Raw genomic sequence first — 23,923 nt, 5'->3', positions numbered from 1 at the left:
CATCAAAATACTTAATTATTTAGGTATTTTGGCTTAGTTATGTCTTCTCGGTTCTTATCGTTGTTACTCGGTGAAAATGTTAATTCATATGATCAGCAATTCGATACGTCTAATCAGGATGCAACAGCGCAGCTATATGAAACTATGGCTCCGTTTTCACTTGGGACTAACCAAACCAAAGCCAATAAGAAGCGTACTCGAAAAGAAATTCTTACTAAATGGGAGAGAATGTTACGCTTTGCACCTATCGCAGAGGGTATGGGGATTCATGTTTCTGCAGCCTTAGGCGGAGATTCTTATAGCGGCCAACAAGTCTTTATTACGCCCGCAGAACGGTTAAAAAAGGCGAATGGACCAGCAGCTGAAAAACTAAAAAAACAACTAGATGAGCGCCGTGTAAAGATGGAAAAGCTTATCAATAAGTATTTAAGCAAACTTGCCCGAGATGCTATTTCTTTCGGTGATTCCTATGCACGTATTTATGGGAAAAAAGATAAAGGTGTAATTGACCTCGTTTGTAATGAGTATACATATCCGCCATTAATACAGCCTTTCGAACAAGGCAGTAAGACTGTCGCCTTTTTTTGTTTAGATCCTCGCAATTGGCAAAAAACTATTACCAAACTGAATACTATCCAAATGGTACGTTTCAAAATGCCCCGTATGAGCAATATTGCTCAATATGAGCTTGTTGAAACTGGTCTTGTCACGAAAATGTTGGAGGGTGATGATCCAGATGAGCTACCAATCTTACCCGCGCATTTAGGCGGCTCATTTCTTTATGAGATTGAAGATATTTATGATGATGTAATCCTTGCTTTGGCATCTATGAATAGCCAGCAAATCGCAGATACCGTAAATCAGATGTTCTTGACAGTAAATATGTCAGGAATGCCGCCAGCACAACGTCAAGCCTATATCCGTGGTTTAGAAGGTTTGCTTAAAAATCATGAGGCTTATGTCCGTGATGCTTTATCAGGTGGTGAAGCAGTCTGGAATACTGCTTTTCACATGCTTCCGGTATTTGATGAAAAACAAGTTCTAAATCCAGTAGGTGATATCAAGAATCAACGAAGCTCACCTATTAATATTGAACAGTTCATGATTAATGTCCGTTTGCTGATGGGCGGAATTGGTCTAGATCCAAGCATGGTCGGTTGGGCTGATATGTTAACTGGTGGTATTGGAGAAGGTGGAGCATTCCATACCTCTGCACAAATCATGCGTAGGTCACAAGACATTCGAACAGCAGCTTCCGAAGGGATTAATCAAATTCTTCATTTGGATTGGGGGTTTGCTTACAACGAACAATTTGAGCCTGAAGATTACCCTTGGCAAGTTGAATACTATTCAAACCAAACTGCAGCAGCTACAGAAGAAATCAACAATGCTCAATCAAGAATGAATACAACATTACTTAAAACACAAGTAATCGCATCATTGAAAGAATCAAATTTAGATGTAGATATTATGGCGTACATTCTTGAGCGCGATACAGGTATGAAATATGAGGAAGCATTAACATTAGCTGAAAGTATTGCTAAGAGCCGTAAATTTCCAGAGGATGAAGAATAATGGCTTTCTTTGAATACGAAACGCAGAATAAAACTATAAATAACAGTTTTGGAAACGTTTTAAATCCGTTTAAAGAACGTTTTGCTAAGAATCCTGTCTTGTGGTCTGGTCTAACTGTTGATCGAGCTGTTTCACATTATCAGGAACTTTACGCATTAGGGACACTTTCAGCGGCCCATTTTGGAATTGAAATTCGCCCGTACCGTGCAAACAGTAAAATTGCTCAAGCAAATATTCCAATTTTTGATCATTCAAACAAAGTTGCTTGGTTAGCCAATAATGTAGATGTATCACTACTAGATGCCCAAACCGATGCAGTGCATGTGGGGCATTTTCAACTCAACCATGTAACTGGTAATGCTTCAAATGAGTTGAGCATTTCATTTATTGAGACTAAAGAAGCAGCTATTGCGAATAGTGCTAAAGCTATAAAAGAAATAATGTTTAATAAGGATGGTACTCAGCCGCCACCAATTGAATACTTAATGAGATTAAAAATATATGCTTTTGATAAAGCTGCAAGAAATCAAAACCAATTTGAAATTGAGCATCTAGTTTCACTTCAAGCAGGCAATTTGCCCCTTGATGCCTCTAATAAAGCACATGCCATTGTTACTTTAAATTTCATCAAAATGTTTCCCAACTTAAAATAAGCTATGGAACTCATTGGCTTTATAGATTCACCTAATTGAGAAAATATCCTCAAATTAAAATGAGGATAACTCTGTGAGTGTTAAATCAATTTTCATTCAAACACACGCACTACATCAAAGCCGATTAGTACATGGTTTTGACTCCATGGTGAATAGTGGTGCTTGTTCAATTGGGTTTATTAAGGGTGATTACCGTCAAATTAATGCTTTAGTCACTGAAGATTACACGGAAAATGATTTCTGGCGTGTTGTAAATTTAAAAGGCAAAAAGGGTGGGATAGATGCGTTTGATTCCGTTGCGGTATTAGGCGCTATCGATGACCAGCATGCAGCTAATTTAGCGATACTGCAATTTGGCCGTATGTTTGATGCTTGTGTTACAGATGTTATTGAAACGAATCAATTTGGACTTAAGCGCCATTTATCTTCAAAACAATTTAATTTGACAGGTTCAAAACCGATTCAAAGATGGCAACTAGAACAATTACAAAATGTTGTCGCAGCTGAAAAACCTGAATGGGATGGAATCAATTTAATTTCTCATGAGGGTGATACTTCTAAGTTGTTATTAGATATGCAACGAAATGATGATCACAGCCAATTATTAAGTAAATTTGATGGGTTACCTACGCTTTTATCTAGTCTAGGCGTAGAAGAAGCGCATTATGACTCTATTATCGTTGATTACCAGCATTTAGAGCAGCTATCTGCAATTTTGCATCACTCTATGGATCAGTTTTCAAAAACTGGCGTCAAAATCGTTAACGTTACGGAAAGTAAGCCCTTTAAGCATAAAAAAGTCCTTCAAATTGCTCTTACTTATGATTTTGATGATGGTCAAAACTTCACAATCCTTTTTCATAAGCCAGATCGATTATCAAAAAAAATTAGTCCAGCAGATGCATTAATTTCATGGAAGATTTTAATGAACAATCGGGATATTACGGCTGCAATTCAGCCTAATCAGGGAGAAGGAATATCAATTCCAGTTCTCGCTGGTCGAATTATGAAGTTGATTAACCAAAATAGTAATCGTTTTAAGCGGTTACAATCTAAAAAAGCAGAAAAGGCCAAGGCTTTAGCAGATGCTGAACTACGTCTCGAGCAAAAACAAAGTCAATTAAATTCTTTAAGTGTAGAAATTTCCAATTTATTAAATGAATTGGATCAGTTGCAAAATACATTGTTAACCAAGCAATCTGAAGAAAATGAAGTAATCATTAAAGAGAATAGTCTCGATAATGAGTTACCAGATAGTATTTCTGATGAAGAAGCCGAACGTTTAAAAGCCGACTTAAAGCGTTTAAATGCTGATCCTGAATGGGCAGGTGAAGATGGTTTACGTTACCAAGCATTCTTTGAACGTATCAATAAGGCTCTAGAGGGGGATTCTGATGCAGTAGTTTGGGCACGTGAATGGATTTCTGATCTAGATGACCAGGCTTTGGCTCAACAGCAAGCAGAATTAGAAGCAAAAAAACTTTGTGATGCCGAAAATGAAGCTAAACAAAAAAGAGATGAAGAAGTATTAGCAGCACGTACAGCTGGTATAGCTGAAAACAAAATGATGCAAGCATGGTTAGACACTTTGGAAAATCCTGAAGATTCTAACAACATAGACTTTATGGCTTGGGTTTCAGATCGCCGTGGTGAATTCTTAAAAAACTGGAATGGTGCCGAAGGTTCACCAGAATATTTAACAGCATTTTATGAATATTCAAGAGCATGGGCAGATGAACATTTAGCGGATCGCCTCAGAAATAAAGAGCCAGCCCAAAATTCAGATAATGAAGAATTTAAAGAACTAAATGCTCCGACAGAAGTTGAAGATCTTCAGCCTAGTACGACAAATGATGAAGGTAATCAACTTTACCGTTCAGTAATTGAAGGGCAGGTTAAAGTTAATCTTGAGTTATTAGAGCAAATTCGAGATGAAGCAGAAAAAGACTTAAATGATCCACTTCTTATTCCAGCGGTGACAGAGCTCTTGAATCAAGTACAAAAAATGGAAGCGGAGAATATCTAATGACAACATTAAATCTAATTTCTACTCAAGATATTGCTAAAAATCCATTAGTTGTAATTGATCAAATGATCAGCTTCTTTAAACCTAAACAGCCCTTCACTGGGCTTTTGAAGGGTAGAACTAATAATGTGAAAACAGCCAAAGGACAAAAGATTTCTACTGTATTCGCCTTAGTTGATATTGATCAAGTAATTGCATCTCATACAGCAACTGGTGCGGAAAACCCTAATTATCCGCAAGAATTGCAGCCACGAGATCGTAGTCGTGAATCCTCACAAGCATGGGTACAGAAAACTGCTAATGATTTAGACCCCGAAAGCCTAGGCCGCTCAGGTCGGGCAGACACGGGAGCACCGATAACTGGTGATGATTTAGTTGTTGAATCAGGAAATGGCCGAACAATGGCAATCAAGCTTGCCTATGAGCGCGGTACCGCAGATGAGTATAAACAATGGTTGATTGATGAAGCTGATTACTTTGGCTTTAGCAGTGAGCAGGTCCAAGCAATAGCTGAACCAATCTTGATACGTATTCGTACAACTGAGATTGATAGAGCTCAATTTGCCATAGATGCTAACCAAGATGATAAGTTGTCTTTTACAGCAACTGAACGTGCTAAAGCTGATGCTAAACGTTTAGATGAGAATTTACTGGCTCTTTTTAACCCGAGTGAAGATGGCGATTTATTAGCAGTAAGTAATCAAAAGTTTATTCAAGGTTTTTTAAGTAAATTAGGTGATACAGAAGCTGCCCAGTACACAACGAAAGATAAAAAACCAACACAAGCACTGATAAACAGAATCAAGGCCGCAATTTTTAGTAAAGTGTACAATGATGATCGTTTGCTAGAAATGATGGCTGATCATACAAAACCAGATCTTCAAAATATGCTTAATGCGCTTGGTGTTGCTGCGCCTAAATTTATTGAAGCGCAAGCTATAAGTCGTGGAAATGTTCAAGATATATCAGATCAAATCGTTGATGGAATGGAGCAAGCCATTGATCAACGTGTTGCTAATGCAATTATTGATGCAGCAAATACCATTTTATCTGCAAAGCAAAATGATCAAGATATTGTTGAGTTTGTAAAGCAGCAAGGGCTTTTTGAGGATCTAGGAGAAGGTGTTGCGGAGCTCGCCGTATTTCTCGCCAAGAATAGCCGCAGTTCAAAAAAAATGAGCATGTTATTTAAAGCTTTAGCTGAATTTGCAGAGAAACAGGCTTTAGATAGCAGTAATGTAGGTTTGTTTGGTGAACCTGAACCAGTAAGTGTAAAAGATGCTATCCAATATGCACAACAAGTGCTTGGTGATGATTTCATTAGTGTGCAAATGTACGATTCATTATTCTCTAATGCATGTAATTATTTAAAATTAATAGATTATGTATCTAAGGATCCTCTTTTTGTTATTAAATCATTGATTATAAACATTAAAAAATATAAGTTTTAATTTTTAACATTGGTATTAGAACATTTAATTAATCTATTGTTGACTAATAAATGTTCTAATATGTTTTTTGGGAATAATTTAGGAATAAAAAACTATAGAAAAGTAAAAAAATAGTGTATAAAGTTAAGTAAAATATTTTGGAGCCGCTTTATGGCTATAGCTGAAGAATTACATGTTAAAAGTTTAATCCAACCATATTCTAATTCTATTATTCAGGCTATTAAGGAGGCGTGGTCATTGTGGCTGCAAAGTCCTTTTTTTGGAAAATGGAGTTCACGCGGACGTGCCACATTCGTTTGGGAAACTGTAATTAATTTACTCAAAGAAAAATTTATGGGACGTAGTGACGTTTTTATTATAGATAAAGGTGTTACGGTACTTTTTGTAATTCAACAGCAAGTTGTTTTTCGTTTTAAATTGGCAGATAGGACTGGAAGAAGTAAAAACGTTCAAACAGATTCGGCTAAAAGCTTTCATGATCCTGAACTCAATTATAATTTATTAGCTGAAGCTGATATAGCTAGTAATATTCCACGTATTGAAGTTATCTATACTTTAAATAAGTCTGCTACTCAAATCGATAATATCAAAATGATTGCTAGAGATAAAAATTCCGTTGCTTGGAATGTAAGTTTAATTGATAGCCAAACATCATTCGTTGAATTTGACGAAAGCAAAGATACAAGTGACTTTGATACTGTTAAGGATAATCAAACAAAACGTCGTTTCAAAGGGAAATCCACTGGCGGTGGATTTAAAAAAGCAGAAGGTGAATCGTGAGTAATTTGACCTTTAATCCTGAGTTATTAAGGATAGTAAGGCAGTTTAGAGGGTTTGGACAAACAGCTCTTGCTAAAATGGCTTCTTTGTCTCAGGGAACTCTGTCAAAAATTGAAGCAGGATTGTTAGAGCCTAATGAGGAAATGGTTTCAAATCTTGCCAAAGTTTTAAACTTTCCCGTTTCAATATTTTATGAGACCTATAAGCCATTTGGTTTACCGTTAAGTGTTCATCCCATGTACAGGAAGAACTCTTCAATCGGTAAAAGGGCTATTGAACAACTTGAAGCTGAACTTAATATTCGATTATTTAACTCTATGAAGTTAGTTAAAGCTATTGAGTTTGAGGAGGATTTACCACTTCCTTTTTTAAGTTTAGATATATATGAAACTCCTGAAAAAGTTGCTGAATTGCTCAGAAGAACTTGGTTAATTCCTAATGGCCCATTAAAGAATTTAACCGATTATGTTGAGAGGGCAGGGTGTCTCGTATTTCATTGCGATTTCTCTCAAGAAGGTGTGTCTGGTGTAACAATAAAAGTACCTGGTTTAAACCCTTGTATTTTTATTGATAAAAATATGCCCTCAGATAGACAACGTTTCACACTGGCGCATGAGTTAGGTCATGCAATTATGCATAAACTCCCTTCAGAAAATATGGAGGATGAGGCTAACCGTTTTGCAAGTGCTCTTTTGATGCCTTCAAAAGATATTAGACCATATCTTACTGGGAAAATTACTTTAGAAAAGCTCGCTACCTTAAAGTTGGTTTGGAAAGTTTCTATGAATGCTCTTCTTAAAACAGCAGAACGAGAAGGCTTATTAACACCATCCCAGAAAAAGTATCTATGGATACAAATGACTAAGAATGGTTATAGGACTAAGGAACCTGTAGAGTTGGATTTTCCTAAAGAAAAGGCTGTAACTATAGATCAAATTTTTGAATACTATAGAGAAGACTTAGGTTACTCAATTGATGAGTTATCTAATTTATTGCAAACACCAAAAGAAGACATTGATTCACTCTACTCATTAAATATAGTTAAGAAAAAACCAAATATACGAATTTTAGAATAAGATAGGCCCTCCATTAGGAGGGTTTCCTTTTTTAATAAAAAAACTTTTCTTTTTAAAAAAAATAGTCATAATAAATCTATGCTTCCACACTAAGCTTGTCACTCCAACCGTATTACGGAGCGAACATTCCTTAAGTAATGATGTGTACGTATATATGATTTACAACATTAGTGTAGATCTAGATTTTTGGAGTGGTCTAATTTTTATCTACACAGATGGATCGTATAATCATGTCTGATAAGAACTTCGTATTTCCTTCAGGATTGACCAGTCAACGTGCTAGAGCTTTAGCTAAAGAAGCAAAAAAACTAAATGGTACGCAACTTTCATGTGAGCTGGATTTAATATCTAAAAAAGAATGTCAACTCCCATGGCATAAAGCAGTTGCTAAGTTTACTAATGAAGATATCTCAATTCTACATTTGAAAGTAGAAGATATTTTGAAAAAAAACCCATTATTGGGTTATTGTGGATTCTATTCTCCATTAATATTTTCAGATCGTTATTATCAACGTCAATATAGAATGTCTAAAATAGAGTATGAACAGCATTTTATTGAAGGCCGAATTTTAAGTACAGACTGGTTAAAACAAATAGAATATGCTCAGCAGTTTATGTCATATTTTGGAAAAAATAAGAATATAAATAATAATATGTTAGGTTCTTATGGGTTAAAACATATGTGTGAGGATTACTATGGAGAAATATGTGGTCAGCATACTTATATATCTAATGGTGCATTAATCATAGGTGCTATTTTAAATAATTTCAATTTTGAGCAATATAGTGAATATCATATTAACTGTAGTTTTAATATTAGTAAAAAAAGTGAATTTTACCAATGGTATAAAATGTGGAAATATGGCTACAGGCCAAGTCAGTATCTAAAGTTTAAGATATTGGACCAAAAATATAGATCTAATAGCTAAAGCTTTAGTTAAAAAGACATGAATTAAAAAAGTAATCGATAAATCAAGGGAAATCGTTTAACTGTTCGTAAGGTGCTTAACAAATGAAAACCAGCTAACTAGCTGGTTTTCTTAATTTGGGGAGTTCTGGTGGAACATCTTAAAATAATTATATGCCCTTATCCTCTGATAGGTTCATAGGGAAACCTCTTTAAAACTTTACCTAATTCAAGTACCTCATCTTTATGTAAAAAATCCCATAGTTGATTGAATTTCTCCCGAAGTTGTACGACATTTACAGGTGTATGATGTGAAGTGTATTGATGTACTGCAACAGCACCACTTTCCTGAATTGAAATCCAGAAGTTTTTAGGGCCATTTGGAGATTGATACTTTAACTTTTCACCTACTTGTTGAGCAATTTCATAAGCCAGAGGGTTTTCTAATGCTGGATAACGTGATGAAACTCGATCTAAAAGATTTTCAAGCCGTTGTAAAGGATCTGATTCCACTTTTTCAACAACATTGATTGATTCTAAGTATTGTTTAGCTTCTTCAAAATGTATTGATAAAAGTTGGCTGTACTTAGCTATGCCAAAATGTCTGTTATGTCGTACCCACATAGATGCCCGTTGGCTGCGGTTTTTACCAGCACGGCGGTCAACTATCTCATGTAGTGCATGCTGCTGCTCAGGGGTAATCGTAAGACGTTTGTTTATTGCCTGTCCTTTTGTCCAGTAATCCCAAAGCACATCATCACATTCTTGTTGATACATGATGACTGTTTCGCGAAGTTCAGGCCGGACTTTGTTGGCGTGGATTGAGTAAAGCCATGCAGCTAATTTTCGGACAGGTAAGCAAGTCATTAAGCGACTTTTCCCATCATTGGCAACTGTGGTGATTTCCACCATAGTTGCACTGAAACGATCTTTTAATTTAACAAACTGGCTTTTCCAATCTAGCCCCATAGCTTCAACGATAGGTTTCATTGGTGTATAAGGCTGCCCATGATGTTCAATAATCATAAGTTCTGCATCATGAAATGGTACAACTTGTGGTATGTATGATAAATTAGACACATCAATATCCTTTCGTGGTTGTTGATAGAAGCCCTTGCATTTGGTTGGTAGCCTGCAAGGGCTTTGTTGTTTCAGGTTTAGAGCCTGTTGTGAATAACTATATATAGTGTATTTAAATAATGCAATATTAAAATAAATTAAAATATAAAAAGAATGCAATCTTATTGTGTTATGATTAATTATCTTTTTTAGAGAATTGAGATGATTAAGAATAATATTATTGCCTTACGAGATAAGGCCGGCATGACGGCGTATCAGTTAGCGAAACAATGCGGATTTATTTCAAATAACCATGTACTGGGAAAGAAGATAAGTGACGCAGAAAAAGGAAAAAATATCACAATTGAAACGGCTTTTTTAATCTACACTGAACTCAAAAAAGCTGGTGTATGCGAGAAGTTTGAAGATGTCTTTTGGCTTGAATGTGATGATAAAGATATCGAAAACTAAAAATATTTTTTGTAGAGTTGGAACTAACTAATTTTTAAACTTTCATATTTGTAAATAATGGTCCTATTCAATGAGTAGGGCTTTTTTATGTCCAAAGCTTTAGCTTATGCACCAGCTGTAAATACAGCAAAAACTAATTTACCAAGTAATGAATCAGATCCATTCTATGGTTCTATTTCAAAGCACAAATACGCAGAGTTTTCTCTATGTGACAAAGAGGGGAATCCTATTGCTGGCTCGCCAGTGATTAGAGCCTTATTAACGGACGGTGATAAAAGCATTGAGAGCCAATGGCAAACTCCATTTGAGAATAGTAATCCTGAGCTAAAAATGCCTATGCTCATGGCAGGCTTACAATCAGGTCAGCTATCACAAGTCGCTGAACAGATGCAAAGTAATCCTATAGCTCAAGTTTTATCAAAACTTGGGGTTCAAGATGCTATGCAGAGCGTTGAAGGGCGTACCAATCTAACTAAAGTGAATACAACTCAAGTATTCCTATCTACTTCTTCAGTACGGCTCAACCTTTCTATTTTCTTCCTTGCCTTTAGTGATGCGAAAACAGAAGTTGAAGACAGGATCATGCAATTAGAGGCTTGGAGTCTTCCAGTTTCTTTATCTTCTGATTCTACACTTCAGAATGTGGTTAATGACTCAAACTCAACTTTAGAAGGGTTGTTTTCAGGTGTAATCCCACCCTTTGTGTCTCTGACAACTCACGGCAAAACTTATAAACCTTTCATTATTGAAAGTGTTTCTGCACCAATTGTTGCGCCAATTGATGAGAAAGGTAACCGGTTAAGTTTGGCCGTGAATATAAGTTTGATGAGTCGAACTGCATGGGATTCAAAAGACATTTATTCATTGTATGGAGGCAACTAATGATTACTTTTGATCCAGTGTATGTAGGCGATAATACTTTTCAAATGCAAGAATTGAGTTTTGAGCAGTGTCTTAAAATTTCAATCATTGCGCCGAATTTAAATGAAAAAAGACTTACAGCTTTTCTTAAATCAGCTTTAGATAGTGTGTTTGATCCTTTGGTTTTAACTATTCAAGAACGATATTTACTGCTGCTGAAGTATCTTGAAAAACAAAGTAATACTATGTTGGAGGTGAACACAGACTGGTCTAAAGTTTTCCTTCAATCAGAAAATAATTGGAAAACTGAAACTACTCAAAATGGAATTACAGTTAGACAGCTTATTGGAATGGAAGTGGAGTTCTTAGAGGCAAATTGTAAGAATGTCGCTGAATGGATTGCCTGCATGATGGCTTTTCAGTTGAGTTATTCTAATCATGAGCACTTAGCTTTATTGCCGGATAGAACAAATCCTCAATTATTTGAAGAACAATTTAAGCAGCGGCTAGATTTCATTAAGAAAATGCCAGCTAGTGATTTTGATTTGTGCTATAAAGACTTTAATAATTTAAACAATGAGTTATTTACTCATTTACGGTTAAGCGTTGATAACCACGGTATTTTAGTGGAAAGAGGTGCAGATGACGCGCCTGCACGATTTCGCACCGCTTCCATCTTTACAGGAATCATCAAAGAGTTGGACCGATCTTTTGCTTGAGACAGCAAGTAGTATTTCTGAAAACTGCCCAATGCCTTTATCGGATGCATTAAAAATGCCTTTGAGTTTTGAAAGTACTTACTTCAATTCATCAGCATGGGAAAACCGCAAGAAGTATTTAGAAAATGAAATTGAACGTCATAACGTATTCTTAAAATTAGGTCAAGAAGTCATTAAGGGATTAAATGCCCTAGCAAGTAGAGGCCGATAGTTTTCATGTAGAAAAGTCTGATTAATTCAGACTTTTTTCGTGCTTTGTATTTGGAACCATACTCTATTTAGAACAATAACACTTGCAAAAATAGCTCCAAATGAAACGTGGGGAATAGGTCATGTCTGATCATCAGGCAATTGAAGTCACAGTCACAACTTTTGCTAATAAAACTACCTTCTGGAGTGGTTTAGCAAGCGCATTTGGTTCTTTAACTTCAATTAATTGGTTGAGCTATACAGGTGCAATAGTGGCTGTTGTTGGCCTATTCATAAGTTTCATTTTTCAGTGGAGACGTGACCGCAGAGAACGTAAAGAAAGTGAATTACGTGAAAAAGAAAGCGAATTACGAATCAAAGCTTTAGAAGCTCTAGAGCAAGATAATTTACGAAAGAGGAAAGATGAATGAAGTTAATTGAAAACAATGCTTGGCAGTATCTATCTGTTAAGTTACCCGCCGTAGGTGCATTCATCATGCTAATTTTATTGCCAGCACTACAATGGGGTGTTGATTATGAAGTTATTCCTGAAAAATATCATGCATTTGTTACTGGTACTTTGATGCTTGTTCTGTCATGGATTGGAAAGAAAATTTCTCAACCACGACTTAATGGCCCGCAATTAACAGGCCAGTTAGTAGGGATCAATTCTTTATTGAATATCCCAACACCAACAAAGCCTGATGAATTAGCTTGGATTGCAGAAGCAAAAAAGCATCTTGGCCTTCAAGAAATACCTGGTAAACAGCATAACCCAACTATTTTAAAATGGCTCTCGGAGCTAAAGGCTTGGTGGGCTGACGATGAAACGGCTTGGTGTGGGACCTTCGTTGCACATTGCTTGAAATCAGCTGGAATTGCTTATCCTAAGCATTGGTACCGTGCATTGGATTATGTGAATTATGGTACAAAATTAGCTAAACCCGCTTACGGTTGTGTAGCTATTAAAACTCGAAAGGGTGGTGGGCATGTTTGTTTTGTAGTTGGCCGTGACAAAAAGTCTGGAAAGTTAGTATGCCTTGGAGGCAATCAGTCTAATAAAGTTTGTTATGCACTTTATAATGACTCTGACTTTCAAGAATTCAGATGGTATGGTCGTACAACTCAACCAGCTAGCAAACGTTACAACTTACCGCAATTAAGTGGCGTGACAGCAATTAGAGTTACTGAAGCATAATGAAGTTACTATTACTAAGCTTTCTTTTATGTGGCTGTACGGCACATACAATCAATAGCAATGTAAACGTATCTATTTGCGTTAAAGCACTTTAAAAAAAGCCCTGAATATTCAGGGCTTTTTAATTAATTATTTATTTCTGCATCGTAGACAGTTTGTAAAGAGGCTTTTAGAGCTTCATCATTTGTACTATCAATGAATTTCCTCATTTTCTCTTTGTATTCAAGGTGCCCAGCTTTATACTTTACAAGTAAGTATGAAAATTCAGCTTGCTTATAATTTGGGTCCTTCTTATTTTCTGGTTTGTTCAGCTCTACTTTTAGAACCTCTGCCACATAGTCATAGCACCTATTAATCGAAGTGGCTTCTTTCCCTTGTAGTGAAAGTAACTGACATCTAAATGTAAGTCGTGCTGTGTCATTTGGTTTCTGTGCAAGCTGCTTATCATTTAAAGCATGCGCTTTATCATAGTCATTCAAAATCATATATATATTCATTTGAAGAAGCTCACGTTTTCGCTTATCCGTGATTTTATCGACCTCCGTCTAGGAAGAGCCCTTTGGAAAAAGTGGTCTGGTTATCATCGGCGAAGTTTGGTCGAAACCAAGATGCATTGCATCAAATTATTAGGCGATAAACTCTACTCAAGGAATTTTGACAGCCAAGTGAATGAGATCCATGCACGTGTAGCCGTATTAAATAAATTTACAGAATTAGGCAGACCTCATACCCAAGTTGTAACCTAAATTTTAGCAACTTAGGAAAACTTTACCTTCAAAGGCTTTATGCAACAAAGCCTATATTTGGGTAAAAGTAATAAAAAAAATCCTCAATTGAGGATTTTTAAAGCTTAGTATTTATAAAAATACTATTTTACTTTTAAATTAATATATTGAGACATTTCAGAAGTTACTATATCAAGTATTTCTTTATTAAATAGTTTTTCGGAATTCTTTAGATGATTTGTCATTGCATTTAATTCAAAAGCTGATTTTGATTGTGATAGGTCTCTTAGCATTCCTCCAATACATCCTCTGTAATGTCGGATTCGATCTAAATCTAGATTAAGATCGGAGTCGAAGGTCTTTTCATAAATCTTTAAATCGATCAGAAATTGTTTATAGAGCTCTTCGCATTCATTGCGAAATATACTTCTTCTTTCTTCACATTCGTTAGGTATTTTTTCTGCCTGATCGATTAAATTTTTACTAATCTCTGGGAAGTTTTTTGAGTTCCATAAATGTTTTTGTGTCATTACATACTTATGATAATAATCAAGATAACTTACAAGTTTATATAAAGATGTTTGTGTATTTCTAGCAAGTTCAGATCTATTTAAGCCTGTTTGAGAATCTCTCCAATCATTAAATAAACTAGCTGCAATTATTGCTGCCCCAATAGTAGCTAAAGCTGAAAGTATGCTTACCATTAGGGACCAAGCTTCTTTTAATGGGTTATCAATTTGATTGTAGGAATATAACCAAAGAGTGAAAAAGAAAAATATGATACAAATGGAAGTAATCCAACCAATAGTATCTATTAATAAAACTTTAATTTTTTGATTCATAACTTTGAGTATTTCTGAGGTTAGCTTATTTTAGATAATCATAAATATTAATCTAGTCGAATAAATGGAAATTTCATTTAAGTTTTTGATAGAAAAATGAGCAAAAAATTGCTCAAAATTGATAAAATCCTTCGAAAGTGAGCAAAAAATTGCTCATTTAGTTATTAAAGGTAGTTCATCCCATTTAAATGGATTCTTAGTTAATTTGTCTCGTGACATTGACCAGTTGCGACCTGGTACATAACACGAACTTATACCGAGTTTTTTCTTTCCGAATTTTGTGTGTACGTTCTCTAGTGTTTTCATCAATTGTTCTTTCTTTTCTATAGCTTCGAAATCTGTGAGCAGGTCATAAGTGTGACCTGTTTTGGGTTCTAGCCCAGTTAGTATCACACCGCACTTCTTATACTTAATACCTTCTTTAAAAATGTGAGATAGCATTTTTGTTGCAGCTTTTACGAAATCTAACGCACAATCTGTTGGTTGTGAAAATGAGCCGGTTATTGACTTGTTATAAAACGGTACATTTTCATCAAAAGGACTTGATTGAACAAAAACAATAAGACAGCCGCATAATGATTCATCATCTCTCAATCTCTTACATGCTTCTTGTGCATGCATGGCTATTGCTTCTTGTAGGTCAATAAGTTCGGTAACTTTCGCACCAAAAGAACATGACTTAATAATTTGCTTTTTAGATGGCGGAGTGTCTTCAATTTCTAGGCAAGAGATGCCTTGTAGCTCGTTAATAGTACGAGCCATAACAATAGAAAAGCGTTTTTGCATTTCACGTGGTTCAGCACAAGCTAGATCAAGCACTGTATTAATTCCCATGCTTTGCAACTTTTTTGCATGTTTACGGCCGACCCCCCAGACTTCACTCACATCTATTTGAGCAAAGTAATATTCTTTATTGCACGGATCCATGTTTACGAGATCGCAAACGCCGTTAAAGCCTTGATTTTTCTTAGCTATATGATTGGATATCTTTGCCTCCGTCTTGCTGCGACCAATACCTACGCACACGGGCAAACCAATCCATTTCCATATTTTTAGGCGCATATCCTGAGCGACCTTTTCTAGGTCAAAATTTTTTTCATAAGCTGAAAAATCAACAAAACACTCATCTATTGAATATTTCTCAACTTCTTCATCAGTTACATACGATGCAAGAATCTTATGAAATCTGCGCGACATTTCAGCGTAAAGTTCATAATTGCTAGAGAGAACAATAACATTGTGTTTTTTTACTATGTCTCTGATCTGGAATAATGGCACCCCCATTTTTATATTTAAATTTTTTGCTTCATTGCTGCGCGCAACGGCACATCCATCGTTATTTGACAAAACGATGACTGGTTTATTGTTTAAACTTGGATTAAAGACTCGTTCACATGAGACGTACATGTTATTTACATCGATGAGAAAAAATACTTTGTTCTCATGTTTCATGAGTTAATGCCGTGTCATTTTAATGATATGAGTGACAACACCCCAAATTATTAATTCTTGGCCATCCGCTAAATAAATATTTTTATAATCCGGATTCTCTGCTTTAAGCCATTGGCCTTTTTCATCGATCATTAAACGTTTAACTGTGAATTCATTGTCAATTAGTGCAATAACGATATCGCCGTGCTTTGCATCAAGACTACGATCCACAATCAATTCGTCATCAATATCTATGCCAGCGTTGAGCATCGATAGGGAGGCAACTTTGACAATAAACGTTGCAGTTTCATTTTTTATTAAGTGCTCGTTCATATCGAGCGCTTTATCTACATAATCTTGTGCTGGACTTGGGAAACCTGCTGAAATCTTCTCAAGTGCATAAGGGATAAGCATATGAGAGGAAGGTACAACTAGCTTGATAGACATAACATCAGACAAAGCAAAACCTTGAGTTATATAAGGCTTTATCTGGATAATGGATGGTGCAATTTCGCTCATATGTTTCCCCTAGCTTGATTTTGTAACATATTCAAGATGATATTCTAGAGATGAGCATAAATTCAAATTTAAAAAGTTGTGGATAAATAATGACTAGTCGTAACTTGTCGCGCTTCATTGTGCATTTGGTCGGAAATTAGACTTTTGCTGTGAGAAAATGATTTTTTAGATTTGTAGACTCATTTGTAGACTGTTGAGCTATAGTTCAATAAAGACTAATACATCTATATATAGTTATCCAAAACACAAGAATGTTTATTTTATTGGTGTTTATACTAGAGTAGGTTTGGCTATAGATGTATATAGATTAATCATACAGAATTGGCGATTCTAAAGGTTTGAAGAACACTAAAAACCGAGATGAAAACATCTCGGTTTTTTATTGAAGGTTGGGCAAAAATAAAGACATATAAGTAGAATTTTTGCAAAGTCTGTCAGATTCAGTATGATGTGGGCAGCATAGTCTGTGTAGAGTAATGATGAAAAAAGTTTTATTTGTTTTAATGGGCATGTTAATAGTCGGCTGTACAGAAAAAAAGCCTTTAACACCTGAAGAGCAATGGCATGGCTATTGTACAAGTGTGGGAAATGCAGCAAGAAGTATTCTGTTTGATCGTCAGCAAGCAATTGAGAAGCCTCAAGCCATTGAGCATGCTAATAAAATTGAGGACGAAATTACGAAAAAATTCATCTTTAATATTATTGAAAAAGTTTACGCCATTCCACAAGACGAATTAAAAACGAATCCAGAAGCCTTACAAGAAAAGATTAGAAAACAAATGACAGATGAGTGTTTGGTTACCCCACATGACAAAATGCCAAACTACAAAAAATTCTAAGTGTATAAGACATCCTCAAACACTCCACTAAGGTGGAGTGTTCTTTTAACTTAAAATACCGCATGATAAGTCAGTCATTAAGATCATTATTTATACACGGGTATTTAGTTACAAAATAATGGGCATCACGGAGAAACACCCCGCGCTCATTAACTTTTGGCTTGAACTCTAGTAAAATTTTGTAGTCCATATTACTTGTGAAGCTTTGTGAAAGCTGGAATTTACAAGTAATTTTTTAAAAAAAGAGGAATGAACACCGTGCTAGAAGCTTACCGCCAACACGTTGCTGAACGTGCCGCACTCGGAGTCCCACCGAAGCCACTTGATGATGCTCAAACTGCTCAACTTGTTGAGTTATTAAAAAACCCACCGGCAGGTGAAGAAGCATTCTTGGTTGATTTGCTTGAAAACCGTGTTCCTGCAGGTGTTGACCAAGCAGCTTACGTAAAAGCAGCTTTCTTGGCAGCGATTGCAAAAGGCGAAGCGACATCTCCGCTAGTTTCTAAAGAACGTGCAGTTTATTTACTAGGTACGATGCTTGGTGGCTATAACGTAGCGCCTTTAGTTGAGCTTCTGGATGATGCTGAATTAGGTAGCTTAGCTGCTGAAGCTTTGAAAAAAACATTACTTGTATTTGATGCGTTCCATGACGTAGCTGATAAAGCTAAAGCTGGCAATGCAAATGCAAAAGCTGTTTTACAATCTTGGGCTGATGCTGAATGGTTCACTAGTCGTAAAGATGTACCAGAAGAAATCAAAATCACTGTGTTCAAAGTAACAGGTGAAACGAACACTGATGACTTGTCTCCAGCTCAAGACGCATGGAGCCGTCCAGACATCCCATTGCATGCAAATGCAATGTTGAAAAATGAGCGTGATGGTATCAACCCTGAAAAACCAGGTGAAGTTGGTCCATTAAGCCAAATTAAAGAACTCATTGCTAAAGGCAATCAAGTTGCTTATGTTGGTGACGTTGTTGGTACAGGTTCATCTCGTAAATCTGCAACAAACTCTGTTCTTTGGTTCTTTGGTGATGAAATCGCTCACATTCCAAACAAAAAAGACGGTGGTGTGTGCTTAGGCGGTAAAATCGCTCCGATCTTCTTTAACACAATGGAAGATGCTGGTGCATTACCAGTAGAGATCGATGTTTCTAACATGAACATGGGTGACGAAGTTACTCTTAAAATCGATCATGCTGCAGCAAAAGTAACTGCGTTCAAAAATGGCGAACAAATCGCTGAGTCTGAACTTAAAACTCCAGTACTTTTAGATGAAGTACGTGCTGGTGGTCGTATTAACTTGATTATTGGTCGTGGCTTAACTGCTAAAGCGCGTGAAGCTTTAGGTTTAGCTCCATCTACATTATTCCGTACTCCAGTACAACCAGCTGACACTGGCAAAGGTTTCACTTTAGCTCAGAAGATGGTTGGTCGCGCATGTGGTCTTCCAGAAGGTCAAGGTATCCGTCCAGGTACTTACTGTGAGCCTAAAATGACTACAGTTGGTTCTCAAGATACAACTGGTCCTATGACTCGTGATGAGTTAAAAGACTTAGCTTGCTTGGGCTTCTCTGCTGACTTAGTAATGCAGTCTTTCTGTCACACTGCTGCTTATCCAAAGCCAGTTGACGTACAAATGCAACATACACTTCCAGACTTCATCATGAACCGTGGTGGTGTATCTTTACGTCCAGGTGACGGTATTATCCACTCTTGGTTAAACCGTATGCTTCTTCCAGATACAGTAGGTACTGGTGGTGACTCGCATACTCGTTTCCCAATTGGTATTTCATTCCCAGCAGGTTCTGGTCTTGTAGCTTTCGCTGCTGCAACTGGTGTAATGCCACTTGATATGCCTGAATCAGTTCTTGTTAAGTTTAAAGGTAAAATGCAGCCTGGTATCACTTTACGTGACCTTGTACATGCGATTCCTTACTATGCAATCAAAGAAGGCGATCTTACTGTTGAGAAAAAAGGTAAGAAAAACATCTTCTCTGGTCGTATCTTAGAAATCGACTTAACAGAAATGGAAACTGACTTAACAGTTGAGCAAGCATTCGAACTTTCTGATGCTTCTGCTGAACGTTCAGCTGCTGGTTGTGCAATCACACTTTCAGAAGAGAAAGTTGCTGAGTATTTACGTTCTAACATCACAATGCTTAAGTGGATGATTTCACAAGGTTATGGTGATGCACGTACGATGGCTCGCCGTGTTGAAAACATGGAAAAATGGTTAGCAAACCCAAGCTTACTTAAAGCTGATGCTGATGCTGAATACACTAAAGTGTATGAAATTGACTTGTCAGAAATCAAAGAACCTATCCTTTGCTGCCCGAACGATCCAGATGATGCAAAACTTCTTTCTGACGTTCAAGGCGACAAAATTGATGAAGTATTCATCGGTTCTTGTATGACTAACATTGGTCACTTCCGTGCTGCTGGTCAGTTACTTGAGAAAGTACCAAGCGGTTCATTAACAACTCGTTTATGGTTGGCTCCACCAACACGTATGGACGAACATCAGTTAATGGAAGAAGGCTTCTATAACACTTATGGCCGTGCTGGTGCACGTACAGAAATGCCTGGTTGTTCATTATGTATGGGTAACCAAGCACGTGTTGCGCCGAACACAACTGTTGTTTCGACTTCTACACGTAACTTCCCTAACCGTTTAGGCCAAGGTTCTAACGTTTACTTAGCGTCTGCTGAGCTTGCATCTGTTGCTGCTGTACTTGGTAAATTACCAACTCCAGAAGAATACCAACAATATGCAGCTCAAATTGACAGTATGTCTGCTGACATCTACAAATATTTGAATTTCGACCAAATGGGCGAATATACAAATGCTGCTGATAAAGTAGATACTAAGAAAATTGCTGCTGCTCAGTTGACTTAATAGGTCGATTTAGTACAAAAAAGGAGCTGATTATTCAGCTCCTTTTTATTTTAATGAGAATTGGTACATATTTTAATTCTTAAAATAATAAATTAATCATGTTTTATTCTAATAAAATGTAAAAATAAATATAACGCTAGATATTAAAGAAGATTTTGTTTTAAAATATTTGTATGAACTTAAAAATAATTAAAAAGAACATGGGTATTTTATATATGGAATTTAAAAATGCTAAAGACAATTGTTGAATTTAAATTTGATGATTATCAGCTATATGATCAAAATTTATCAGCAGAAGACGGGAATACTTTAGTACAGAAAACTGAAGATATTGCACAATATATTTATAGTATATTAAAAAATAGATATCACTTAAATATTGAGTTAAATGCTGAGCGTTGGGGCTGGGAAATAGAAGTGCCATTACCTGAGATTACGATGTATATCGGTATTAGCGTTTATGAAGAATACAGTAATGGTTTTGCAATATTCATTTCACCAAATACACCAATTTTAAGAAGATTTCTTTTTAGAAAGTTAGATATTACTCACCATATTATGTTGCTACAAAATTATATTAATGTCATTTTGAAGTCCCATGCCGGTATATATGATGTGCAATGGTGGGAGGAAAATGAGTTTAGATATGTTGCAGCGCATTAAAATATAATTAGTAAATATGAAATATTATTTATGATTGTTTAGCTAATACAATTAATAAAATATTTTATTGGCTGCTATAGTGGTGAATTTACGTATGTGAGCTTAATATATGTTCAATATAACGTGGTTCAGATCCGTATGCGAATTTTAGCATGGAAGACAGTACGTCGGTTCTTCTATAACAACCTTCATAATCATGATTACGAAACGACAGTAAGTAGATGTATTAACTACTTTTTAGTTTTCTTAATTATTGGGAATGTAGTTGCTGTATTACTAGAAACAGTAAATGATCTGTATTACAGCTACCGTATATGGTTTGACTACTTTGAAAATGTTTCAATTGCAATTTTCAGTGTTGAATATCTCTTACGGCTCTGGAGTATAGTCGAGCGTGATTCGACACAAGCTGCATGGAAGCAACGTTTCGCATGGATGAAAAGTGGTGAAGCACTGATTGACCTCATGGCAATTTTGCCTGCGTATCTAAATTTCTTTGTACGAATAGATCTTCGTATGTTAAGAATTTTACGATTACTTCGACTATTAAAATTAACTCGTTATTTCATCTCATTGCAAATATTGTTATGTGTGATTAAGCGAGAAAAGGGTTCTTTTCAGGCAGTGATTTTTATTTTAATCATTATGATTATTATGACTGCCTCTGGTATTTATGTCGTTGAGAATAAAGCGCAACCGGAAGCTTTTAGCTCTATTCCTAAAGCAATGTGGTGGGCGGTTGTGACTTTAACTACAGTCGGATATGGCGATGTCACACCAGTAACTAGTCTAGGAAAATTATTGGGAGCCTTAATTACAATTCTAGGGGTAGGGATTGCTGCTTTACCGGCTGGTATTTTAGCTTCTGGTTTGGCCAATGAACTTAACCAGCGTAATCAGCGCCTTGAACAAGAGTTCCGTGAGTTACTTCAAGTGCGTGGTATTGATATCATGCATGATGAAGTTGAAATAGAACGTATTCGACAAAAAGTAGGGCTACCAAAAGAACAAGCGCATAATCTGATTATTCAAATTATGCGCGAAAAAGTATTAGAAGAGAAAGAAGCTGTTAGAGAGAAGAAATGTTATTGCCCGCACTGTGGTGAAAAGTTAACAGATTAGAGATTCAACGAAAGCCTGATCATACTCAGGCTTTTTGAGTTGCTTTTTCTACAGCAAATGCAATAAGTAAGATAATAAGGCCACCAAGGCTCAGTACAAAACCTACCCAGATTGGTGCAATCCAACCCATCTGATAGCTCAGTACCCAACCACCTAAAAAAGCGCCTAATGCATTAGCAAGATTAAAGGCGGAGTGGTTAAGTGAAGCTGCTAGCGTTTGTGCATCACCTGCAACATCCATGAGGCGTGTCTGTAAAGCCCCACCTAAACCCATAACGGTTAGGCCAATTAAGAATAAAGAGCCAATTGCGCTATAGATATTACTCATTAGAAAGCTTGCGATTACAAATGCGATCGCTGAGCTGATGAGTACGCTTACAATAGTTTTATTGAGGTTTTTATCTGCAAGCCAACCCGCAGCTAAACCACCAATCACCATCCCGATGCCCCACAGCGCTAATGCAATAGGAACAATCTGGATATTAACTTTGGTGTATTCAGTGAGAATTGGTGAGACATAGCTATATACCGAGAACATGCCCCCAAAACCAATTGCGCCGACTGCAAGGGTTAACCACATATTTATATTTTTAAGCCCCGCTAATTCTGTTTTTATGCTGGCAGTAGCTTGAACTGGAATATTCGGTACAAAGCAAGCTACAGCAATTAAAGTAAAGAATGCGATCGTTGCTGAAAATTCAAAACCTGCTCTCCAGCCAAAATGTTGACCTAACCATGTTGCTAAAGGTACGCCAATAACAGTAGCAACGGTTAGTCCCATCATCATTTGCGCAACTGCTGAAGCTCTTCGTGAAGGGCCTGCGAGTTCAGCCGCGACTAAAGCGCCGACACCAAAATATGCGCCATGAGGTAAACCTGCAATAAAACGAGAGACTAAAACAGTTTCTGGGGTATGTGCTAAAGCTGTGCATGCATTGGCAATACCATAAAACAGCATGAGGCAAAGCAATAAGGTCTTTCTAGGTACTTTGGCACCCAAAATCGCAATAATAGGGGCACCAATAACAACACCTAAAGCATAAGCACTAATAAAATGCCCAGCTTCAGGTACTGTAATCTTTAAATTGTGTGCAATTTCCTGAATAAGACCCATTGCGACAAATTCTGTAGTGCCAATACAGAAACCGCCTACTGCGAGAGAAAAAATTGCCAAGAAGAGTGAGTAATGTCGAGGGGAAGAAGAAGGGGATTGGGGTGACGCCATAATAAATTAATAAAAGGAAACTCAAAAAAGAAAGTATAAGGGAAAAGAGACCAAAATAATAAAAAACTAGAATCTCGAGAGGAAGTTTGCACATTTAAAACCGGAATATTTTATCTTTATATTGAATAATTTATCGAATTCTTTTATCAAATTGGATATGATGAGCGCGTAATACTTTAAGCATTACAATAAGTTGTATAAATACTTAAGAAATAGAGAAGTTAAATCGTGAGAAAATTATGTATTGCCTGCCTTATTGGTATGGCTATGTTATCTATGTCTGGTTGTGCCGTATTTATGGCTGGTAATCAACCAAGTAAAAAAAATTTAAATGTTTTAAATCCGGGTAGCTCTCGTAATTATGTTATTGCAGAGTTTGGGGCACCTGTCTTGTCTGAGTACCGTGATGGGACAAGAGTTGAAATCTATACATTCCAGCAAGGTTATTCAAAGTGGGTAAAAGTAGGTCGTGCATTTGGGCATGGGGTTGCAGACGTTGCCTCAATAGGTTTATGGGAAGTATTTGGAACTCCAGCTGAAGCATACTTTAATGGTAAAGAAACAACTTATGAAGTGACTTATGGTGAAGATGATTTAGTAAAAAGTTATAAGCTCATTGACTTTAATCAAGCTTTTCCAAAAGTAAAAGAACAATGAAGTAATGAAAGAGGCCACTTGGCCTTTTTCTTTTTAT

At 36.4% G+C, this 23,923-nt stretch carries 23 protein-coding genes and 2 pseudogenes; 19 read left to right on the top strand and 6 right to left on the bottom strand.

What is annotated here, in order from left to right:
* Positions 1–39 precede the first annotated feature (39 nt).
* The 7 genes from EGT34_RS03765 (at position 40) to EGT34_RS03735 (ending at position 8,490) form a co-directional block, all read left to right on the top strand.
* A complete protein-coding gene (locus tag EGT34_RS03765) occupies positions 40–1,575 on the top strand; it encodes a hypothetical protein (protein WP_000098518.1) in 1,536 nt (511 codons plus the stop codon).
* Positions 1,575–2,228 carry a hypothetical protein gene (locus EGT34_RS03760; protein ID WP_000863712.1) on the top strand — a complete coding sequence of 218 codons (654 nt, stop codon included), beginning with the start codon at positions 1,575–1,577 and terminating at the stop codon, positions 2,226–2,228. The genes EGT34_RS03765 and EGT34_RS03760 overlap by 1 nt, the downstream gene beginning before the upstream one ends.
* Positions 2,229–2,301: 73 nt before the next feature.
* Positions 2,302–4,254 carry a hypothetical protein gene (locus tag EGT34_RS03755; RefSeq protein WP_031975009.1) on the top strand — a complete coding sequence of 651 codons (1,953 nt, stop codon included), beginning with the start codon at positions 2,302–2,304 and terminating at the stop codon, positions 4,252–4,254.
* The gene (locus EGT34_RS03750) at positions 4,254–5,705 is read left to right on the top strand and encodes a hypothetical protein (protein WP_000209676.1); all 1,452 of its coding nucleotides are present in this window, start codon (positions 4,254–4,256) and stop codon (positions 5,703–5,705) included. Before EGT34_RS03755 ends, EGT34_RS03750 begins: the two co-directional genes overlap by 1 nt.
* Before the next feature lie 150 nt (positions 5,706–5,855).
* Complete coding sequence (locus EGT34_RS03745) at positions 5,856–6,485, top strand: hypothetical protein (protein WP_000951724.1); 630 nt, start codon at positions 5,856–5,858, stop codon at positions 6,483–6,485.
* Positions 6,482–7,561 carry a helix-turn-helix domain-containing protein gene (locus EGT34_RS03740; protein ID WP_000067934.1) on the top strand — a complete coding sequence of 360 codons (1,080 nt, stop codon included), beginning with the start codon at positions 6,482–6,484 and terminating at the stop codon, positions 7,559–7,561. Before EGT34_RS03745 ends, EGT34_RS03740 begins: the two co-directional genes overlap by 4 nt.
* A gap of 215 nt (positions 7,562–7,776) precedes the next feature.
* On the top strand, positions 7,777–8,490 hold the full coding sequence (locus EGT34_RS03735; RefSeq protein ID WP_000373972.1) for a hypothetical protein: 714 nt from the start codon (positions 7,777–7,779) through the stop codon (positions 8,488–8,490).
* Between the two features lie 158 nt (positions 8,491–8,648).
* On the opposite strand, the gene EGT34_RS03730 is transcribed toward EGT34_RS03735, so the two are convergent.
* Positions 8,649–9,494, bottom strand: coding sequence for a phage antirepressor N-terminal domain-containing protein (locus EGT34_RS03730; RefSeq protein ID WP_044862989.1), 846 nt, complete (start codon positions 9,492–9,494; stop codon positions 8,649–8,651).
* A 255-nt stretch (positions 9,495–9,749) separates the two neighbouring features.
* On the opposite strand from EGT34_RS03730, the gene EGT34_RS03725 reads away from it, so the two are divergent.
* From EGT34_RS03725 to EGT34_RS03700, 6 genes are all read left to right on the top strand, one after another.
* Entirely contained in the window at positions 9,750–9,998 is a 249-nt protein-coding gene (locus EGT34_RS03725; RefSeq protein WP_000594623.1) for a helix-turn-helix transcriptional regulator, read from the top strand.
* A gap of 87 nt (positions 9,999–10,085) precedes the next feature.
* Positions 10,086–10,880 (top strand): hypothetical protein, encoded by a 795-nt coding sequence (locus EGT34_RS03720; RefSeq protein WP_000030337.1) that lies wholly within the window; start codon positions 10,086–10,088, stop codon positions 10,878–10,880.
* Entirely contained in the window at positions 10,880–11,578 is a 699-nt protein-coding gene (locus EGT34_RS03715) for a hypothetical protein (RefSeq protein WP_000627456.1), read from the top strand. The genes EGT34_RS03720 and EGT34_RS03715 overlap by 1 nt, the downstream gene beginning before the upstream one ends.
* Positions 11,571–11,789 (top strand): hypothetical protein, encoded by a 219-nt coding sequence (locus EGT34_RS03710; protein ID WP_000894311.1) that lies wholly within the window; start codon positions 11,571–11,573, stop codon positions 11,787–11,789. The genes EGT34_RS03715 and EGT34_RS03710 overlap by 8 nt, the downstream gene beginning before the upstream one ends.
* Positions 11,790–11,910: 121 nt before the next feature.
* Positions 11,911–12,198, top strand: a complete 288-nt coding sequence (locus tag EGT34_RS03705; protein WP_001279704.1) for a holin — start codon at positions 11,911–11,913, stop codon at positions 12,196–12,198.
* A complete protein-coding gene (locus EGT34_RS03700) occupies positions 12,195–12,965 on the top strand; it encodes a TIGR02594 family protein (RefSeq protein WP_000766533.1) in 771 nt (256 codons plus the stop codon). Before EGT34_RS03705 ends, EGT34_RS03700 begins: the two co-directional genes overlap by 4 nt.
* Before the next feature lie 125 nt (positions 12,966–13,090).
* Here EGT34_RS03700 and EGT34_RS03695 read toward each other — a convergent pair.
* Positions 13,091–13,507, bottom strand: a pseudogene (locus tag EGT34_RS03695) (hypothetical protein); the annotation flags it as partial.
* Here EGT34_RS03695 and EGT34_RS03690 point away from each other — a divergent pair.
* A pseudogene (locus EGT34_RS03690) lies at positions 13,508–13,711 on the top strand (IS5/IS1182 family transposase); the annotation flags it as partial. It lies immediately after the preceding pseudogene.
* Between the two features lie 122 nt (positions 13,712–13,833).
* Here the strand turns inward: EGT34_RS03690 and EGT34_RS03685 are convergent.
* From EGT34_RS03685 to EGT34_RS03675, 3 genes are all read right to left on the bottom strand, one after another.
* On the bottom strand, positions 13,834–14,532 hold the full coding sequence (locus EGT34_RS03685) for a hypothetical protein (RefSeq protein ID WP_001072150.1): 699 nt from the start codon (positions 14,530–14,532) through the stop codon (positions 13,834–13,836).
* Between the two features lie 153 nt (positions 14,533–14,685).
* Positions 14,686–15,984: a DNA polymerase V subunit UmuC gene (locus tag EGT34_RS03680; RefSeq protein WP_000680001.1), complete on the bottom strand. Its 1,299-nt coding sequence runs from the start codon at positions 15,982–15,984 to the stop codon at positions 14,686–14,688.
* A 3-nt stretch (positions 15,985–15,987) separates the two neighbouring features.
* Complete coding sequence (locus EGT34_RS03675) at positions 15,988–16,482, bottom strand: LexA family protein (RefSeq protein WP_001289324.1); 495 nt, start codon at positions 16,480–16,482, stop codon at positions 15,988–15,990.
* A 476-nt stretch (positions 16,483–16,958) separates the two neighbouring features.
* Between EGT34_RS03675 and EGT34_RS03670 the strand changes: the two genes are divergently transcribed.
* The 4 genes from EGT34_RS03670 to EGT34_RS03650 all read left to right on the top strand — a co-directional run bounded on the left by EGT34_RS03670 (position 16,959) and on the right by EGT34_RS03650 (position 22,004).
* Positions 16,959–17,321: a hypothetical protein gene (locus EGT34_RS03670; protein WP_031971924.1), complete on the top strand. Its 363-nt coding sequence runs from the start codon at positions 16,959–16,961 to the stop codon at positions 17,319–17,321.
* Between the two features lie 258 nt (positions 17,322–17,579).
* Positions 17,580–20,219 (top strand): bifunctional aconitate hydratase 2/2-methylisocitrate dehydratase, encoded by a 2,640-nt coding sequence (locus EGT34_RS03660; RefSeq protein ID WP_000888596.1) that lies wholly within the window; start codon positions 17,580–17,582, stop codon positions 20,217–20,219.
* 228 nt (positions 20,220–20,447) lie between these two features.
* A complete protein-coding gene (locus tag EGT34_RS03655) occupies positions 20,448–20,882 on the top strand; it encodes a hypothetical protein (RefSeq protein ID WP_000920881.1) in 435 nt (144 codons plus the stop codon).
* Positions 20,883–21,020: 138 nt separating this feature from the next.
* Complete coding sequence (locus EGT34_RS03650) at positions 21,021–22,004, top strand: ion transporter (RefSeq protein ID WP_001221044.1); 984 nt, start codon at positions 21,021–21,023, stop codon at positions 22,002–22,004.
* Positions 22,005–22,029: 25 nt separating this feature from the next.
* On the opposite strand, the gene EGT34_RS03645 is transcribed toward EGT34_RS03650, so the two are convergent.
* On the bottom strand, positions 22,030–23,229 hold the full coding sequence (locus EGT34_RS03645; RefSeq protein WP_031971922.1) for an MFS transporter: 1,200 nt from the start codon (positions 23,227–23,229) through the stop codon (positions 22,030–22,032).
* Between the two features lie 228 nt (positions 23,230–23,457).
* Between EGT34_RS03645 and EGT34_RS03640 the strand changes: the two genes are divergently transcribed.
* Entirely contained in the window at positions 23,458–23,886 is a 429-nt protein-coding gene (locus EGT34_RS03640) for a membrane protein (protein ID WP_001228338.1), read from the top strand.
* Positions 23,887–23,923: the final 37 nt, after the last annotated feature.

It is taken from the genome of Acinetobacter sp. FDAARGOS_558 (assembly GCF_003937785.1).
GTDB lineage: Bacteria > Pseudomonadota > Gammaproteobacteria > Pseudomonadales > Moraxellaceae > Acinetobacter > Acinetobacter baumannii.
This window is presented reverse-complemented; position numbering and strand designations above follow the sequence as displayed.

Bases quoted from the DNA above. Each gene is read 5' to 3' on its own strand.
- EGT34_RS03765 (WP_000098518.1), top strand. From the start codon at position 40: ATGTCTTCTCGGTTCTTATCGTTGTTACTCGGTGAAAATGTTAATTCA.
- EGT34_RS03760 (WP_000863712.1), top strand. From the start codon at position 1,575: ATGGCTTTCTTTGAATACGAAACGCAGAATAAAACTATAAATAACAGT.
- EGT34_RS03750 (WP_000209676.1), top strand. From the start codon at position 4,254: ATGACAACATTAAATCTAATTTCTACTCAAGATATTGCTAAAAATCCA.
- EGT34_RS03745 (WP_000951724.1), top strand. From the start codon at position 5,856: ATGGCTATAGCTGAAGAATTACATGTTAAAAGTTTAATCCAACCATAT.
- EGT34_RS03735 (WP_000373972.1), top strand. From the start codon at position 7,777: ATGGATCGTATAATCATGTCTGATAAGAACTTCGTATTTCCTTCAGGA.
- EGT34_RS03730 (WP_044862989.1), bottom strand. From the start codon at position 9,494: ATGATTATTGAACATCATGGGCAGCCTTATACACCAATGAAACCTATC.
- EGT34_RS03725 (WP_000594623.1), top strand. From the start codon at position 9,750: ATGATTAAGAATAATATTATTGCCTTACGAGATAAGGCCGGCATGACG.
- EGT34_RS03720 (WP_000030337.1), top strand. From the start codon at position 10,086: ATGTCCAAAGCTTTAGCTTATGCACCAGCTGTAAATACAGCAAAAACT.
- EGT34_RS03715 (WP_000627456.1), top strand. From the start codon at position 10,880: ATGATTACTTTTGATCCAGTGTATGTAGGCGATAATACTTTTCAAATG.
- EGT34_RS03705 (WP_001279704.1), top strand. From the start codon at position 11,911: ATGTCTGATCATCAGGCAATTGAAGTCACAGTCACAACTTTTGCTAAT.
- EGT34_RS03700 (WP_000766533.1), top strand. From the start codon at position 12,195: ATGAAGTTAATTGAAAACAATGCTTGGCAGTATCTATCTGTTAAGTTA.
- EGT34_RS03685 (WP_001072150.1), bottom strand. From the start codon at position 14,532: ATGAATCAAAAAATTAAAGTTTTATTAATAGATACTATTGGTTGGATT.
- EGT34_RS03680 (WP_000680001.1), bottom strand. From the start codon at position 15,984: ATGAAACATGAGAACAAAGTATTTTTTCTCATCGATGTAAATAACATG.
- EGT34_RS03675 (WP_001289324.1), bottom strand. From the start codon at position 16,482: ATGAGCGAAATTGCACCATCCATTATCCAGATAAAGCCTTATATAACT.
- EGT34_RS03670 (WP_031971924.1), top strand. From the start codon at position 16,959: ATGATGAAAAAAGTTTTATTTGTTTTAATGGGCATGTTAATAGTCGGC.
- EGT34_RS03655 (WP_000920881.1), top strand. From the start codon at position 20,448: ATGCTAAAGACAATTGTTGAATTTAAATTTGATGATTATCAGCTATAT.
- EGT34_RS03650 (WP_001221044.1), top strand. From the start codon at position 21,021: ATGCGAATTTTAGCATGGAAGACAGTACGTCGGTTCTTCTATAACAAC.
- EGT34_RS03645 (WP_031971922.1), bottom strand. From the start codon at position 23,229: ATGGCGTCACCCCAATCCCCTTCTTCTTCCCCTCGACATTACTCACTC.